This window comes from Paenibacillus sp. J31TS4, assembly GCF_018403265.1.
Lineage (GTDB): Bacteria > Bacillota > Bacilli > Paenibacillales > NBRC-103111 > J31TS4.
The window spans coordinates 38,164-54,844 of the sequence record NZ_BOSI01000006.1 but is presented as its reverse complement, the minus strand read 5'-3'; the positions used below and the strand labels follow the sequence as shown (position 1 = coordinate 54,844).

General features: G+C 60.1%; 15 protein-coding genes. All 15 read right to left on the bottom strand.

The window, feature by feature from the left end; translation table 11 throughout:
• Window positions 1-15: 15 nt before the first annotated feature.
• Window positions 16-1,131, bottom strand: coding sequence for a stage II sporulation protein D (spoIID, locus tag KJS47_RS20715; protein ID WP_249716612.1), 1,116 nt, complete (start codon window positions 1,129-1,131; stop codon window positions 16-18).
• 239 nt (window positions 1,132-1,370) lie between these two features.
• The gene (gene murA, locus KJS47_RS20710) at window positions 1,371-2,696 is read right to left on the bottom strand and encodes a UDP-N-acetylglucosamine 1-carboxyvinyltransferase (RefSeq protein WP_213527289.1); all 1,326 of its coding nucleotides are present in this window, start codon (window positions 2,694-2,696) and stop codon (window positions 1,371-1,373) included.
• 199 nt (window positions 2,697-2,895) lie between these two features.
• A complete protein-coding gene (locus KJS47_RS20705) occupies window positions 2,896-3,147 on the bottom strand; it encodes a DUF1146 family protein (protein WP_213527287.1) in 252 nt (83 codons plus the stop codon).
• 167 nt (window positions 3,148-3,314) lie between these two features.
• The gene (locus KJS47_RS20700) at window positions 3,315-5,633 is read right to left on the bottom strand and encodes a S8 family serine peptidase (protein WP_213527285.1); all 2,319 of its coding nucleotides are present in this window, start codon (window positions 5,631-5,633) and stop codon (window positions 3,315-3,317) included.
• Window positions 5,634-5,919: 286 nt separating this feature from the next.
• On the bottom strand, window positions 5,920-7,431 hold the full coding sequence (locus tag KJS47_RS20695; RefSeq protein ID WP_213527283.1) for an NADH-quinone oxidoreductase subunit N: 1,512 nt from the start codon (window positions 7,429-7,431) through the stop codon (window positions 5,920-5,922).
• A gap of 4 nt (window positions 7,432-7,435) precedes the next feature.
• Complete coding sequence (locus KJS47_RS20690; RefSeq protein ID WP_213527281.1) at window positions 7,436-9,052, bottom strand: complex I subunit 4 family protein; 1,617 nt, start codon at window positions 9,050-9,052, stop codon at window positions 7,436-7,438.
• Entirely contained in the window at window positions 9,042-10,931 is a 1,890-nt protein-coding gene (gene nuoL / locus KJS47_RS20685) for an NADH-quinone oxidoreductase subunit L (RefSeq protein WP_213527279.1), read from the bottom strand. The genes KJS47_RS20690 and nuoL overlap by 11 nt, the downstream gene beginning before the upstream one ends.
• 59 nt (window positions 10,932-10,990) lie before the next feature.
• Window positions 10,991-11,302 carry an NADH-quinone oxidoreductase subunit NuoK gene (gene nuoK, locus KJS47_RS20680; protein WP_213527278.1) on the bottom strand — a complete coding sequence of 104 codons (312 nt, stop codon included), beginning with the start codon at window positions 11,300-11,302 and terminating at the stop codon, window positions 10,991-10,993.
• A 1-nt stretch (window position 11,303) separates the two neighbouring features.
• Window positions 11,304-11,834, bottom strand: a complete 531-nt coding sequence (locus tag KJS47_RS20675) for an NADH-quinone oxidoreductase subunit J (protein WP_213527276.1) — start codon at window positions 11,832-11,834, stop codon at window positions 11,304-11,306.
• On the bottom strand, window positions 11,824-12,279 hold the full coding sequence (gene nuoI, locus KJS47_RS20670) for an NADH-quinone oxidoreductase subunit NuoI (RefSeq protein WP_213527274.1): 456 nt from the start codon (window positions 12,277-12,279) through the stop codon (window positions 11,824-11,826). The genes KJS47_RS20675 and nuoI overlap by 11 nt, the downstream gene beginning before the upstream one ends.
• A 32-nt stretch (window positions 12,280-12,311) precedes the next feature.
• Window positions 12,312-13,322, bottom strand: a complete 1,011-nt coding sequence (gene nuoH, locus KJS47_RS20665; RefSeq protein WP_213527272.1) for an NADH-quinone oxidoreductase subunit NuoH — start codon at window positions 13,320-13,322, stop codon at window positions 12,312-12,314.
• Complete coding sequence (locus KJS47_RS20660; RefSeq protein ID WP_213527270.1) at window positions 13,322-14,422, bottom strand: NADH-quinone oxidoreductase subunit D; 1,101 nt, start codon at window positions 14,420-14,422, stop codon at window positions 13,322-13,324. The genes nuoH and KJS47_RS20660 overlap by 1 nt, the downstream gene beginning before the upstream one ends.
• A 3-nt stretch (window positions 14,423-14,425) precedes the next feature.
• The gene (locus KJS47_RS20655) at window positions 14,426-15,634 is read right to left on the bottom strand and encodes an NADH-quinone oxidoreductase subunit C (RefSeq protein WP_213527268.1); all 1,209 of its coding nucleotides are present in this window, start codon (window positions 15,632-15,634) and stop codon (window positions 14,426-14,428) included.
• The gene (locus tag KJS47_RS20650) at window positions 15,631-16,149 is read right to left on the bottom strand and encodes a NuoB/complex I 20 kDa subunit family protein (RefSeq protein WP_213527266.1); all 519 of its coding nucleotides are present in this window, start codon (window positions 16,147-16,149) and stop codon (window positions 15,631-15,633) included. The genes KJS47_RS20655 and KJS47_RS20650 overlap by 4 nt, the downstream gene beginning before the upstream one ends.
• Window positions 16,134-16,499: an NADH-quinone oxidoreductase subunit A gene (locus tag KJS47_RS20645; protein ID WP_213527428.1), complete on the bottom strand. Its 366-nt coding sequence runs from the start codon at window positions 16,497-16,499 to the stop codon at window positions 16,134-16,136. Before KJS47_RS20645 ends, KJS47_RS20650 begins: the two co-directional genes overlap by 16 nt.
• Window positions 16,500-16,681: the final 182 nt, after the last annotated feature.

The window sequence follows — 16,681 nt, the reverse complement described above, 5'->3', positions numbered from 1 at the left end:
GTGAGGCCGGCATTGCTATTCTTTTAGTTTGCTATAATCCCCATTCTTCCAGACGGTAACGCCGGTATAGTAGTGGCCGACGATCTGCTCGGCCGAGCTGCCCTCCTTGGCCATGCCGTTGGCGCCCCATTGGCTCATCCCAACCCCATGCCCGTAACCGGTGGTCGCGATCTCGACCGTCGAGCCCTTAAGCGACCATTGGAACTGGGTGGAATTGAGCTTCAGCTTCTCCCGAACCTCCCGTCCAGTGAGTGTCTTCCCCCCGATTCGGACCGACGCGACCCGATGGCCGTCCGTCAGCTTGAGAATCCGGCTTCCCGTAATCGTCGCCGAGGCCGAATATGTGGACGGAATGCCTAGCTTGGCGGCGAATTCCTGGTAGGGCATCGTGACCGTCTCGCGAAACTTCGGCGCGCTATTCTTGTCCCACGGACTCTCTACTGCCCGGAGATAGGGAATCGCCTTCCCCCAATAGTCTTCCGAATTCTCGGTATACCCGTTGCTAGTCGAGAAGAAAAAGGCTTCGATCGGCTGATCCTCGTAAGTCAGAATCCAGCCCTTGGTCGCCTGAACGGCTTTTTGCAGCTTGTCGAAGTAGCGGTCGGCATTTGCTCCCCACTGCTGGCGCAGCTGCTCATCGGTTAGGTAAACCTGGTGGGCCACCGTGTCGGTCACCAATGCTTCAGGGGCCGGAACGTTGCTGTGATCGCCGGCGAGCCAGCGCCGGACGATATAAGTGCGGGCGGCCATCGCCTGGGCCTTGAGCGCCTCGAGCTCGAATTCGATCGGCATTTCGGCGGCGACGACGCCCCGGACGTACGTCTCCAGCTCCACCTGGTCGATCCGGGCTTCCTTCGTCAGGTAGACGGGAATGACGGGCGGAGCCGCCGCGGACTCACCCGGTTGCGTTCCCGGTCCCCCGCCGCTGGGCGCAGCCCCCTGCTCGGCCGACCGGGCTCCGGGCCCAGCAGCACCGCCTGCGGGAGAGACGGCCAGAAACCCCGGCAGCAGAATGGTGACCGCCATCGATCCGGCCACCCACAGGCCGAGCCAGGTCCACCACCTTCCCCGCCTGCTTCTCATCGCCCGCGCCAAGCGCTTGTACAGCAGCTGGACTGTCCGTTTGTTCATATCGGCGACCTCCTCTAGTTGACCGCCTCATAGGATAGCGGCGTCTCTCTCCTATCCTATGAGATGGCGGGGTCTGCTAGAACAAGCGGCTGCCGTCTCCGTCACCCGGGACAGACAGACCGGAAGGAGCCGAGAGCGGGAAGCAGGAACGGCAAAAAACCAGCCGGATGGCTCCGTCTGGTTTTTCTCCTCTTCCTATCCTTATCATGCGGGCATGCCACCCGCGGTCTCTCTTAAGCTTATGCCCAGGTCGGCTGGACAGCGAAGAAGCCGACCTCGCTCTCCACTTCTTCCTGCCGGACTTCGACCGCCACGGTCCGCCGAATGTCCGCGCCGACGAGCCGCAGCTTGTCGACGATGCCCACGTACCCCCGGTCGATATGGTGGAGGCCGGTAATCTCCGTCTCTCCCTCCGCCACCAAGCCTGCCAGGATAAGCGCAGCGCCTGCCCGCAGATCCGTGGCAACCACAGGGGCGCCGACGAGCGCCAATCCGCCCTGCACGACAGCGGTCCGGCCGTCGACGCGGATATCCGCGTTCATCCGTTTCAGCTCGTCGACGTGCATGAACCGGTTCTCGAAGACGGTTTCGGTAACGAGGCTCGTGCCCTCCGCCTTGAGCAGCAGCGCCATCATCTGGGCCTGCATGTCAGTCGGGAAGCCCGGATGCGGCAGCGTCTTCAGATCCACGCTTCTGAGAGGACCGTCCGCGCTGACGCGCAGGCCGTTCTCCTCTTCCTCCACCCGGACTCCCATCTCCCGCAGCTTGGAGATGACCGGCTTCAAATGATCGGCGATCGCGCCTTCGATGAACAGATTGCCGCCCGTCATTGCGGCGGCCACCATATAGGTTCCCGCTTCTACCCGGTCGGGGATGACAGTATGCACGACGCCCCGCAGCATCGATACGCCGTCGATCCGGATGAGACCGGTGCCCGCCCCGCGAATCCGGGCGCCCATCGCGTTCAAGTAGTTGGCGAGATCGACGATCTCCGGCTCCATCGCCGCGTTCTCGATATGAGTGGTGCCCTCCGCGAGCGCAGCCGCCATCATGATGTTTTCGGTCGCACCTACGCTGGCGACGTCCAGATAAATTTTGGCCCCGCGCAGACGGCCGTTCACTCTTGCTTCAATGAAGCCCTGGCCGAGCTCGATCTCCGCCCCCATCGCCTCGAATCCTTTGAGATGCTGATCGATCGGTCTGGTGCCGATGGCGCAGCCTCCCGGGAGCGGAATCTTGGCACGCCCCAGCCGGGCCAAAAGCGGTCCCATGATGAGGAACGAAGCTCGCATTTTGCGAACAAGCTCATAAGGGGCCTCGTATGTCCTCAGCTGGCTGGCGTCGATGCTGATCGCTTCATTATGATAGTCGATGGGGAGGCCAAGACTGTCCAGCAGCCGGTAGATCGTCTTCACGTCTTCCAGCGGCGGAGCGTCCTTGATGACGCTGACCCCTTCCTCTCCCAATAAGGAAGCGGCTATGATGGGGAGCACAGCGTTTTTGGCTCCGTGAATTTTTACTTTTCCCGATAGTCGATTGCCACCGCGGACGATTATTTTGCTCATCTGGGTCCCTCCGCGTTCTCATTATTTGCTCTCTACTGGTCTCTTGCATTTCTCTATTTTTGTGCCGAACGCGAGACGGATTCGGACAAGGTACTAAAAATAACGTTCGGGGGAATCGCGCCGTTTGGTACCGGTAAGCCTTCCCTTGTTTGATGTTTCCATTGTTGACAGAAAGGGACACCGTTATGCGAATTTCGACCTAAAACATCCCTTTGAGCATCCCCGACCAGCTTAAGTAGTCGAGGAGGAATCGGGCGACCTGATACCCGAGCGCCAGCGACAGAAACACCTGCAGCACGATTCCGGCCGGACTCTTTGGCTGCTTGATGAATTTGTCGAGACGGAGCTGCTGGATGCCGAACCAAGCGAGCACGATGCACACCAAAGTAATGCCGATGCCCGTCAGTCCGTCGATCGCCAGGGAAGCGGCCAAAGAATCCTTGTTGTCCAAGCTTTCGTTCCCTTCTTTCCCATCACTAGTTATAATTCAACAGCTTTGCCTTAAGTGAAACAATCCGCTTCTCATAAAAAGCCGTCCGATAGACCCGGCCCGTACGCCGGCACCCGGGCTTCGGGTCCCAGCTATAGCAAGCCGCTGGTCCCAGGCCGGCGAGCCGGCTAAGGACCGGTCAGCACGGCGGATGCGCGGGGCTCCGCAGCGCGGACCTTGCCAGGACCCGCAGGCGGACTGTTCTGCGGAGCGCCGACTGGCGTCACCGTCGCCTTCAGGCGGTACAGCTGGTCTTGGAACGCCTTGCTCGGAGTGAGCTTCAACAGATAAGTGCCGGGCTCGAGCTGTCGGCGGATGACTGCCTGATTGCCCTTGAGCGCATTGGTCTGTTGAATAGGCTTGAGCGCTTGGTCATAGAGTGCCATGCGCATGGAGATGCTCGCCGGAACGTCGTTCAGCGTAAAGTCCACGACGCTCCGTTCCTCGACCTTCAGCCGGAACCAGTCGACGTCTTCATCGGTCTCCGCCAGTCCCGTATACTCCTCGCCGGGCAGCAGAACGGAGGCTTCAAACGGCCGGTCGTTCGGCTCGTTCGGGTCGACGTAGCTGGCCGAGTAATCGATGGTGAACGTATACTCTCCCACTACAGGCGACGTATACCCCGCTATGTTGCTGATCCGGAAGTAATAGGTGCCGGGTGTCACGGCAATCGGCGCGGAAGTCTCCGTCTCGCCGTCGCCCTTCTGATCCAGGATAATCTCCCGCTCGCCCCGCTGCTGGATGAGCAGGACGGGATCGATGCGGGCCGTATCCACGGAAAGCTTAAGCCTTAGGATGCCGTCGGTATCGACATGCATGACGAACCAGTCCTCGTCCAGCTGCTTGTGTAGCGTTCCTTTGATCTCCGTGCTGCGCGGCGGCAGCGTGTAAGCCAGGAATTGACGATCGTTGTTCTCGAACGGATCTTCATAGATCAGGAACTTGGTGGTCAGATGATACGTCAGCGGCTGGGCAAGCGCAACCGCCGATTCCAGCTTGAAGTAGCTGCGCCCCTTCTTCACCGGGATGTTGACGCCGACGGCCGCCTGGGAGACATAGCTGTCTCCCTTGCTCTTCAGCGTCGGATAGTGCGTCAGCCGGATGCTTCCCTCCACAGCGCTCTCCACCACCAGGCTCAAGGTGCCGTCATACGGCGCATCGACCGCATACCAGTCGACATCCTTGCTGTCGGCAAGCACGGCGTCGGTCTGTTTGGAGATGGAGATCAGCTTTGCATCCTCGGGCCGGTCGTTCGGCTCCAGAAAATCCTGCCGGTACTCCATCGTCAGCGCCCGATCGGCACGCAGCAGCCCATAGCCGGTTTTGGTGTCCCAGCCGGACGTGCCGAGGTCCTGGGCGGACTGCCGGAGCATGCTTCTGACCTGATACGGCTTCATGTCGGGGTACTTCGTGAGGATCATGGCGGCTACCGCCGCGACTTGGGGAGCAGCCATCGATGTGCCCTCCCGGGTTCCGTAATCGCCCTCGGGCAGCGTCGTATACACGTCCCAAGGCGCCACGAGGTCGAGCTCCGGTCCGTAGTTGCTGCGCTTGTCGGCCAGGTTGTCTCGGGTAGCCCCGCCTACCGCGAGAACGGTCGGATACGCAGCCGGGTATTTCACGGCGTTGCCTTCGTTGCCGGAGGCGGCCACGAGGAGAACGCCTTTTTCTTCCGCGTAGCGGACGATCGACCGCATATACTCGGACGGCTTGTTGAGACCGAGCGACAGGACGACGATCTTGGCTCCGTTGTCCACCGCATAGCGGATGCCTTCGCCCAGCTTGATTTCGTCTCCGTTGCCGTTCGCCTCAAGCGCTTTGATCGGCATGATGTGGGCATTCCACAAGAGACCCGCTACTCCTTTGTCGTTGTTGGCGACGGCGGCGAGAATCCCGGCGACACTCGTCCCATGCCCGTTGTCGTCGCGGGGCGGCAAATTCGGATTCACCAGGTTCGTCCCGGCGACCAAATTCGCCTTCAGATCCGGGTGCGTCAGGTCGATCCCGGTGTCGACCACCGCGATCGTAATATGGGTATTGGACGTGACGTAATCCCACGCCTTCTCGGCATGGATCTGCTTTAGATAAGTTTGGTCGACGGCGAGCGGATCGGTAACGGTCCGCGCTACTTGATAGGTCTGATTCGGTTCTATGTAATCCACATAGGGGGAGGCCTGCCAATGCTGCAGCCAGCCGTCGTTCGCCTTGCCCGATAGGGGGCGGGCGACCGAGAGCCCGTGTTCAGGGTAATCGGCATCTAGGAGGCTGAGATCCTTCAGCTCAGGGGCCTTCTCATCTTTCCAATGAATGATCCAGGACAGGGCGGACTCGGAGAGACGGGTATCCGGCGGGGGGACTTGAGATTCGGCCTCGTTAGGGAGCAGACAGGCGGACAGCAGCAGCAGAGCCGCCATTCCAAGCGAGATCCATTTTCGTTTCCAATCCATTTGCATGGTCCTTTATCAGATAATATTTGATGGAAGCCGGCGGTGCAGAGGGGGCAATCCGCCAAGCTCTCTTGTGCTTTCTGGGGATTCTACAAGTATCATACAATATATTTCGCGAGCCCGCCTCCCTTCCCTTCCTCTCCGATGCAATAAGGGTATTAAGTCCTAGATAGGCAGGCAAAAAAGCCCTCCCTAGGAAAGGGAGGACTCTTGGGCCGGACAAGACGGACGACCTTCGGATGCCGGCCGCATCGGCGAGAACCGGGGTGAGAGCTGCACCGCCGGCTCAATAGACGAACAAATCGACGCCCAGCCGGAAAACGGATTGGACGGCGTCCAGCACCGTTCCCGGGAAGAAGCCGAGCAGGACGCCCAGCCCGGCGCAAATCCACAGCGTCACCCGCTGGGGAACAGTGGCGCGCCATGGCTTCTCGTCGTCGCCCGTCCGCATGAACATTTGCCGGACAAGGCCGAAGTAATAGTAGAACGAGACCACGCTCGTCAGGATCATGACGAAAGCGAGCCAGTAAGCCTTGGTTTCCAGTGCGCCGAGAAGAATGAAGATCTTCCCGAAGAAGCCGCCGGTTACTGGGAAGCCCGCCAGCGAAAGGACGACCAGCACGACGGCCGCCGCCGTCCAGGGGGCCCGGTGATACAGGCCGGCCAGTCCTCTCGTCTCGGCATGCCCCGCCGTTCCCTCCAGCATGAGGATAAGGGCGAATACGCCCAGATTCATCAGTGCGTAGGCGATCAGATAATAATAAAATTCCGAGAAATTGCTGTAATGTACGAGTGCGAAGGAAACCGCGATCGGGACCAGCAGGTATCCCGCGTTGGCGATTCCCGAATAGGCCAGCAGCCGCTTCAGGTTTTTTTGGCGCAGCGCCATAAAGTTGCCCGCAATCATCGAGACGGCGGCCAGCACGCTAAGCGACAGGAAGGCATCCTGGCTGAGCGGCAGCTCCGAGGTGGTCGACAGCTGGAAGTAGACCGAGTAGACGATCCGGAACAGAATCGCGAATCCGGCCGCCTTGGACACGACCGCGAGAAACGCCGCGACAGGCGTCGGCGCCCCCTGGTAGACGTCCGGCGCCCAAGCGTGGAACGGCGCCGCCGCGATCTTGAAGCCGAAGCCGGCGAGCAGCAGGAAGAACGATACGTAGAGGAGCGCTCCGAACGAGCTTGCGTTCGCCGCCAGCCCGTCGTGAATTTCCCCGAGGTTGGTGGTGCCGGTCATGCCGTACAGGAACGACATGCCGTACAGGATGATGGCGGACGAGACGCCGCCGAGCACAATGTACTTGAATGCCGCCTCGTTCGAGACCGATCTCGTCTTGCTCATCCCGACCAGGATGTAGGACGTGATCCCGAGCAGCTCGAGTCCGACGAACAAGGTGATGAGATCGGCCGAGGAGGCCATGATCATCCCGCCCAGCAGCGCGGGCAGGAAGAGATAGTAGAATTCGCTCCGGTGAGGGATCTCCTCCTCCTTCACGGAGCCGATGCTCATGAACAGCGTCAACGCCGTTGCTCCGAGCAGGACCAGCTTGATCAGGTTCGCATAATCGTCCACCCGGTAGCTCTGGCCCAGCAGCTGCACCGGCTCCTCAAGCCCAAGGGCCAACAGGACGAAGACGGCGGAGACCGCAATGCCGGCTATCGACAGCCAGGCGAGCCAGCCCCTGCCCGCCCGGCTGGGCAGGAAAAGATCGAGCAACGAGATGAGGACGGCGGAGATGACCAATGTCAGCTCCGGAGCGAGATGGCCGAGATCGCTCAATTGGATCGCTTGTTCCATTGGTCTACCCTCCTAGTTTGGCAGCTTGTTGAATGAACTGGTCGAATTCGCTGACGGTCGCATGCAGCGGCTGGCTCAGGATGCTTGGATAGACCCCGATCAGCAGGATGAAGGCGACCAGCGCAATCATCGGAATGACTTCGATCAGACGGGCGTCCCGCAGCTCGGCGTACCTTGGCGGCAGCGGCCCGTACGTAATCTTAAGCACGGCGCGCAGGACGTAGACCGCAGCGAGAATGATGCCAATCGCGCTGATCGCCGTCACCACCTTCATGGAGCCGAACAGGCCCAGGAACGCGAGGAATTCGCTGATGAAGCCGGACAGTCCGGGCAGACCGAGCGAAGCGAGCCCGGCGAACAGCAGAATCCCGCTCATGAACGGCACGGATGCGGCGAGACCTCCCAGCTCCTCCAGCATGGACGTCCGCGTCCTCTCGTAGATGCTTCCCACTAGCAGGAACAACAGCGCCGAGATCAGGCCATGCGAGACCATCTGGAAGACGGCTCCCTGCAGGCCGATCTGGTTGAAGGCGGCTAGCCCGAGCAGGACGATGCCCATATGGCTGATGGACGAATAGGCGAGCACTAGCTTTAAGTCCCGCTGCACGAAGGCGAGCACCGCTCCGTACAGAATGTTGATCATCCCCAGCACGGCCAGCACGACCGCCCATTCCTTCGCCTGCTGAGGAAATAGCAGGATACCGAAGCGGATCAGACCGTATGCGCCCATTTTGAGCAGGATGCCCGAGTGGATCATGACGACGGGCGGCGGAGCCTCGACGTGCACCTTGAGCATCCAGGTATGGAACGGAAAGATCGGCAGCTTGATGCCGAACGCGACGAGCAGAAGGAAGAATAGCCCTGTCTTCATGGCCGCCGTCAGGAAGAACGGGTTTTGCGGATCCTCCGCGTTGACGTACGAGTTGGGATCGGCGAATAGATTGTTCGTGATGTCCTGAAGAGCGCCCGAGAGCGAGATTGTGACGCCTTCGGCGGTTTCCTGCTGGGCAAAGCCCGCCGTCACCACCAGGGCGAGGAAGCCGATGAGAAGAAGCGCCGAGCCGATTCCGTTGTACAGCAGGAAGTGGTGGGCGGCTTTTTCCCGGTTCGCATATCCCCAGATGCCGATCAGGAAGAACATCGGGACAAGCGTCACCTCGAAGAACAAGAAGAACAGGAAGACATCCTGCGCCATGAAGACTCCGAACATGCCCGTCTCGAGAACAAGGAACAGGATATAGTACAGCTTCCACCTCTTCTTGATCGTGAAGGAGGCTAGCGCCGCCATCGTCGCCAAAAACGCGGTCAGGAAGATCATCGGCAGCGACAGCCCGTCAACCGCCAGATTGTAATCAAACGTAAGATGGAATGATTTCAATTGATCCAAAAATTCGATATTGAGCGGGATATCGATCCAGCCATGCCGCTCTGCGAACTGCAGGCCGCTCGCCTGCTCGTCGAAATTGGCGTACAGCCATCCGGCCAGCAGAAGCGGAAGCAGTGTGGCTGCCATGCCGACCCGCTTGATCCAGCGACCGTTCGTGCCAGGGATGAAGAGAAGCACCAGGACGCCCACCAGCGGAGAGAAGGCAATTAGGCTCAAGATCCAATCAGCCAACATGGAGGAACCTCCTTCCCGCCAAAGCAGCGATGAGAATCAGGAAGCCGAGCAGCATGACGAGGCCATAGGTCTGAACCTGGCCGTTTTGCAGTCGGGTGCCCGCCCTGCCCAACTGCAGAACGGCCCAGGTAACCAGCCGGACCAGACCGTCGACAACATAACGATCGAACCATTCCAGCACTTGGCCGAGTCCGCGCAGCGGAATGGCTAACACGCCCTGGTAGATTTCGTCGATGTAATATTTGCGCTCTAGCAGCCGGTACAGCCACGGCATCGCCGAAGGCAGCGCGTCGCGGGATACGGCTCCCCGCCTGTAAACGGCCCAGCCGAGCGCAATGCCGGCAAAGGCAGCGAGCTGGGACAACAGGACGACCAGCCATTGGACGGTCTCCTCGGCAGTCCCGTCCGTCAGCCATTCTCCGAGCCAAGGCGATACGCCTGGGATGAAAACGGCTCCGCTTGCTACGGCAAGCACCGCCAGGACGAGCAGAGGCACCGTCATCACGGAGGGAGACTCCTTGACGTCTTCCCCGGTACGGGATGGTCCCGAGAAGACCAGAAAGAAGAGGCGGGCCATGTAGAAGGCGGTGAAGAACGCGGCGATCAGCCCGATGCCGAACAGCCAGGCGCTGTGATGGTACGCTTCGGTCAAGATGGCGTCCTTCGACCAGAAGCCGGAGAGCGGGACGACACCGGCCAGAGCCAGTGCGCCTATGCCGAACGTCCAGGCGGTGACCTTCATCTTCCGCCCCAAGCCGCCCATCTGGTTAATATCGTTCGTATGTACGGCGTGGATGACGCTGCCGGCTCCGAGGAACAGCAGCGCTTTGAAAAACGCATGCGTGAAGAGATGGAAGATAGCGGCGTTATAAGCCGCCCAGGTGCCGATGCCGAGCGCCATCATCATATAACCGAGCTGGCTGACGGTCGAATAGGCGAGCACCCGCTTGATATCATTCTGCACCGTGCCGATCGTCGCGGCGAAGAGCGCGGTAACCGCTCCGACAATCGCGACCACGGTCAGTGCATCCGGCGACGCCAGGAAGACCGGATACATCCGCGCGACCAGATACACGCCCGCCGCTACCATCGTCGCGGCGTGAATCAAGGCGGAGATCGGAGTCGGACCCTCCATGGCGTCCGGCAGCCACGTATGCAGCGGGAACTGCCCGGACTTGCCCATGGCGCCGACGAACAGCAGGATGGCGATCAGAGTAATGATCCCCGGGCCGATACCCGGGTTCGCCGATTCAAACACTTTGCTGATGGAGTAGAAGTCCAGCGCATGCCCCGGCATGTACCAGAACAGCAGCAGAATGGCGAGGAAGAGACCGACGTCGCCAACCCTCGTCACGATAAAGGCCTTCTTGGCCGCAGCCCGCGCCTCCGGCTTCTGGTACCAGAAGCCGATGAGCAGGAACGAGCAAACGCCGACCAGCTCCCAGAAAATGTACAGCTCCAGCAAATTCACCGAGATGACGAGGCCAAGCATGGAGAACGTAAAGAGCGCTACGTAACCGAAGAATACGTTGATCCGCTCGTCGCCCCGCATATAACCGATCGAGTACAGATTCACCAGAAGGCTGACCAAGGTGACAATGACCAGCATGAGCGCATTGAGATTGGTCACCTCGTAGCCCATCGTGAGGGTGAAATCGCCGATTTTGAGCCACTGTATTCCGTTTCCGATATAGCTCTCCGTCTCCGCCCCCTGCCGGCTGACAAAGACGAGCAGCGAGAGGACAAGCGAAACGGCGGCCGCCAGGGTGCCGAGCACGGGACCCGCCTTTGTCTGCCGGCTGATCGAGATCAGCACTAGGAAGGCGAAGAGCGGGAACAGCGGGATGATCCACGCGTAGGATGAGAAGTCCGAACCCATGGGAATGTTTGATCCTCCTTATCGCCTGCCGGGGTACAACCTCCCCAGACTGGCGTTGCTTAGTGCTTCATCGAATCCATCTCGGTGACATCCGCCGACCCCTTGTTGCGGTAGAGAGCAATCAGCAGCGCGATGCCGACCGCCGCCGCCGCCGCTGCCACCGTAATGGTGAACAGCGAGAAGATCTGGCCGGTCAGCGATGGATTGACGCCCAGTTTGGAGAATGCGATCAGGTTCAGATTGACGCCGTTCAGCATCAGCTCGATCGACAGCAGCACGACGACGGCGTTGCGCTTGGATAACGCGCCGTACAGGCCGATGCAGAACAGAATGGCGCCTAGTGTCAAATAAGGAGAGACGATGCTGCTCACGCTAATCCTCCTCTCTCTTCGCCACGACGATCGCACCGATGAAGGCTACCGTCAGCAGCACGGACATGAGCTCGAACGGAATGACATAGCGGTTGAACAGCAGCTTGCCGATCTCGAGCGAGTTGTCCTCTGCGAGCGGCTCGGTCGTGCCCGGAAACGTGCTAGTCTGGATCCCATAGAACAGAATGCCGAACAGGCAGAGCACGCCGATGCCGAGAAGCAGGTTGTGGACCGGCTTCTTGGGCGCTTCCTCCCCTTGCCCGTCCCGGTGCTTCGTCATCATGATGCCGAAGATCATTAGAATCGTCACCGCTCCGGCATAGATGAGAATCTGGACGAAGGCCACGAACTCCGCCTCGAGCAGCACATAGAGTCCCGCCAGGCTGATGAAGGTGAACGCCAGAGAAAGCACCATATGGACGACCTTGGTGAAACTGAGCATGAAGACCGCCCCACCGATCGTGAGCAAGGCGAAGACAAAGAAGACGAGATTCGCGCCGCTGGAAAAAAAGGAGGCGAGATTACTCAGCACTTTTCTTCGCGCCTCCTTTCGGCATCGCCGAATTGTTTTCCTGCCGGACGTTCGTGTTGTTATCTGTCAGCCATTCCTTGTCCTTGAACAGGTCGTCGCGGCTGTAGCTGGCGAGCTCAAAATTGTTCGTCATGACGATTGCTTCGGTCGGGCACACTTCCGTGCACAGGTCGCACAGGATGCAGATTTCGAAGTTGATGTCGTACGTGTCGATGACCTTGCCGCGCTTCTCCGGATCCGGATTCGGCTTGCCCGTCAGCGTGATGCAGTCGGTCGGACAGACCTTGGCGCACAGGTTGCAGACGATGCATTTGTCCGGGTCGAAATGCTGAATGCCGCGGAAGCGGTCCGGCATTTCGAGCGGAACGTCGGGATATGCATAGGTGACCTTGGGGGACGTCATGTTCTTGAACGTAACGCCCATTCCTTTGAAAATCCCCTTCATCCCGTTCCCCCCTTTTGCTCGCGTTACTCGCGTTATCGGATAAACAGCTCGTAATAGACCGCCGTTATGAAAATGTTGAGAAGAGACAACGGCAGCAGCACCTTCCAGCCAAGACCCATTAGCTGATCGACCCGGACACGCGGCAGAGTGGCGCGGATCCAGAACAGGAAGAAGACGTTGAAAGCAAACTTAAGCAAAAACCAAATGATGCCCGGAATAAAGTCCAAAAACGGAAACGGCGCGTGCCAGCCGCCGAGGAAAAGCACGGTGGTCAGCGCGGCGATGGCAAAGACGTAGACGTATTCCGCCAGCATGAAGAACGCAAAGCGGAAGCCGCTGTATTCGACGTGATAGCCCGCGACCAGCTCCGATTCCGCCTCCGGCAGGTCGAACGGGGTACGGTTCAGCTCCGATACGCCGGCGATGACGAATACAACGAAGCCGATGATCTGCGGCAGGAAGTTCCAATGCCAGAATCCGCCGCCTTGGTTCTCGACGATCGTGGACAGCTGCATGCTGCCCGACAGCATGATGACGCCGACCACCGAGATGACGAACGGGATCTCATAGGAGATCATCTGTGCGGCCGAGCGCATGCCGCCGAGGAGCGCGTACTTGTTGTTCGATGCCCAGCCTCCCAGCACGATGCCGATCGTCGAGACGCCGGACAGCGCGACATAATAGAGGATTCCGACATCGAGGTCGGCAAAATGTAGGCTCGGCGTATACGGGATCGTCGCCAGCACCATGAACGAAGGGATGAAAGTAATGACCGGCGCCAGGATGAACAGCGTACGCTCCGCTTTCTTCGGAATGGTGTCTTCCTTGATCAGCAGCTTGGTGACGTCGGCTACGCTCTGCAGCAGCCCGAGCGGTCCTGTCCGGTTCGGGCCGATGCGCATCTGCATCCAGCCGATAACCTTGCGCTCGAAATAGATCGCGTACGTGACGAACCCGAGAATCAGCACGAGCATGAGGACGCCGGCCAGCAGAAAGAGCGAAAAGCTGCGCCAGGTCAAATCCTCCAGCAGCAAATCGGTCATCAGCAATCTACCTCCCCGACTACAATATCAATGCCGCCGAGAATCGTAATCAGGTTGGTCATCGTTTCGCCGACGAGCAGCTTCGGGAGAATCTGCAAATTGACGAAGGACGGCCTGCGGAACTTCAGCCGGTAGGGCTTATCTTTTCCACGTGAAACAATGTAGCAGCCGATCTCGCCGCGCGGCGATTCGATAGCCGAGTAGATCTCCCCTTCGGGAGCCCGAAGCACCCGAGGGGCCTTGCCCATCGTCTCGCCGCCCTCCGGGAACTGCTCGAGCGCCTGCTCGAGTATGCGGATCGACTGGCGAATCTCCTCAAGACGGATCAGATAACGATCGTAGCAATCGCCGCTCCGCCCGAGCGGGACGTCGAATTCGAACCGATCGTAGATGCAGTAGGGCTGCGCTTTGCGCAGATCCCAATCGACGCCGGTACAGCGCAGATTGGCTCCGCTGAGCCCATACTGGATGGCGGTGTCTGCATCATAAGCGCCGACTCCCTTAATCCGGGCGAGAAAGATTTCGTTGCCGGACACGAGCGTGTCGTATTCATCCAGCTTCTTGCGCATATAGGGGAGGAAGTCCCTCACCTTGTCGAGCCATCCGTCCGGAGCATCCCACTTGACGCCGCCTACCCGCATGTAATTGTAGGTCAGCCGGGCGCCGCACAGCTCGTTGAACAGATTAATGATAATCTCCCTGTCGCGGAAGGCGAACAGAAACGGGCTCATCGCCCCGATGTCGAGCAGGTAGGTGCCCCACCAGACGAGGTGGCTGGCGATCCGCTGGAGCTCCATGACGATAAGCCGCAAAAACTGCGCCCGCTCGGGAATCTCGATCTGCATCAGCTTCTCGACGGCATTCACTAGCACATAGTTATTCGTCATCGCCGACACATAGTCCATCCGGTCGGTATAGGGAATGATCTGAGTGTAGGTCAGCTCCTCGGCCAGCTTCTCCGTCCCCCGATGCAGGTACCCCATCACGGGGTCCGCCTCGATGATGATCTCCCCGTCCAGCTTTACGACAATGCGGAAGACACCGTGCGTACTCGGATGCTGGGGGCCTACGTTCAGCAGCAGCTCTTCGGTCCGTATCACTTGCTACACCTCCGGGTCAATCGGTTGGTAGTCTTTGCGAAGCGGATGACCGACCCAATCATCCGGCATCATGATCCGTCTCAGATCGGGATGGCCCGGAAAATCGACGCCAAGCAGATCGAATATCTCCCGCTCGTTCCAATTGGCCGTCTCCCAGACAGGTGTGATCGACGGGACGCTCGGCGTCTCCCGGTCTGTCTTCACCTTGAAGCAGTAATTCTGCTTCAAAACGAACGAGATCAGATGATAAACGACCTCCAGATGCGTCTCCTGGTCGACCCCGCTCACATTGCGCAGGTAGTCCAGCTTCAGCTCCGGATGCTCCCGGAGCACCTCCGCCGTCTGCCGCCAATGGGCTGGCTTGACGATCACCGTCGGTACGTCGGCGTCCCGCTCGTTGAGGAACGCTTCCTCTACCGCATCCGCTCCGACCCGCTCGCCGATGATGGCAACCAGCCGGTCAAGCAGCGGCTGGTTCGGCGACGGCTCCTTCGGCGCAGCGGGGGCTTCCGGCTTGGCCGCCGGCGCAGCGCCAGCAGCACCGCCGCCGGCTCCGGCCTTGGCGGCATCGCGGGCCGCTCGCGCCGCTGCCCGGCGGGCCTCCTTCTCCTCAGGCGTCTCCACCCGCCGGGGACGCTCCGCTCCCTCGGCCGGCGCCGCATCCGCCGCGGGCTCGCCCGCCTCTGACGCGCCTCCCGCCTGGGCGGCCGCTTCCTTGGCCGCCTGCGCCTTGGCGGCATCGCGGGCCGCTCGCGCCGCTGCCCGGCGGGCCTCCTTCTCCTCCGGCGTCTCGACCCGCCGGGGACGCTCCGCTCCCTCGGCCGGCGCCGCATCCGCCGCGGGCTCGCCCGCCTCTGCCGCGCCTCCCGCCTGGGCGGCCGCTTCCTTGGCCGCCTGCGCCTTGGCGGCATCACGGGCCGCTCGCGCCGCTGCCCGGCGGGCCTCCTTCTCCTCCGGCGTCTCGACCCGCCGGGGACGCTCTGCTCCCTCGGCCGGCGCCGCATCTGCCGCGGGCTCGCCTGCCTCTGCCGCGCCTCCTGCCTGAGCAGCCTTTTCCTTGGCTGCCTGCTCCTCCGCGTCCGCGCCCGCAGCCGAAGCACCCGCCGAGGCTGCGGACGATTCGGCAGCGGTCTTCTCGCTGTGCTTCTCCTCCGTCACATCCTCACCAGCGTCGCCTGGCGGCGGCGTGACGTCCTTGCGCTCGTCGCTCATCGGCTCGTCACCTGCTTCCCGGTTTTCGCTTCGTAGCGAATCTTCTCCTGCAGCTTGTTGATGCCGTAGATCAGCGCCGCCGGATTCGGCGGACAGCCAGGTATGTAGATATCGACCGGGACCACCTGGTCCACTCCCTTGACGACGGCGTACGACTTCACATAGGGCCCTCCAGCCGTCGCGCAGGAGCCCATCGCGATGACCCACTTGGGCTCGGGCATCTGTTCGTACAGACGGCGCAGCAGAGGCGCCATCTTCTTCGTTACCGTTCCCGCTACGATCATTACGTCGGACTGACGGGGCGAGGTCCGGAAGATGACGCCGAACCGGTCGAGGTCGTAATGGGAGCCTCCTGTCCCCATCATTTCGATGGCACAGCAAGCAAGCCCAAACGTGAGCGGCCAGAGCGAATTGCTCCTTGCCCAAGCCTTGAGCTGCTCCAGCGTCGTCATGAACACATTCCGGTCAAGCTCCTGTCTCTCCTCCGGAGAGATCGATTCTAAACTGAGGTCCATTGCAGCACCTTCTTCTTCCAGGCATAGAGAAGACCGACAATCAGAAGTGATACAAAAATACACATCTCCACGAGGGCGAACAACCCGAGCTGGTTATAAGCGACCGCCCATGGATACAGGAACACCGTCTCCACATCGAACACAACAAACATCAGCGCAAACAGATAGTAGCGGATGTTGAACCGCACCTGTCCTTCCCCTACCGGCTCGTTACCGCTTTCATACGTAGTGAGCTTCTCCTCGAGCGGCCGGCTTGGCCGGAGAAGCTTGCCTACCGTCAGAGCGGCGACCGGAAGAAAAACGGCCAACGCTGCAAAGATGGCGACAATGACATAATTATTGGTATACATCATCGCTGGACCCCCTCCTCGCTGTGGTGTTCAAATCTTTCACAATTATAACAACGATGGGAAAATATGTCCACGAAAAGAAAGCGTTGTCAGGCTTGTCCCGCCTGACCTGACGGGCTTTCGGAAGATAGGGGCTTAACCGGCATTTTTTCCTATTTTGCGACAATATACCGACAACAAAA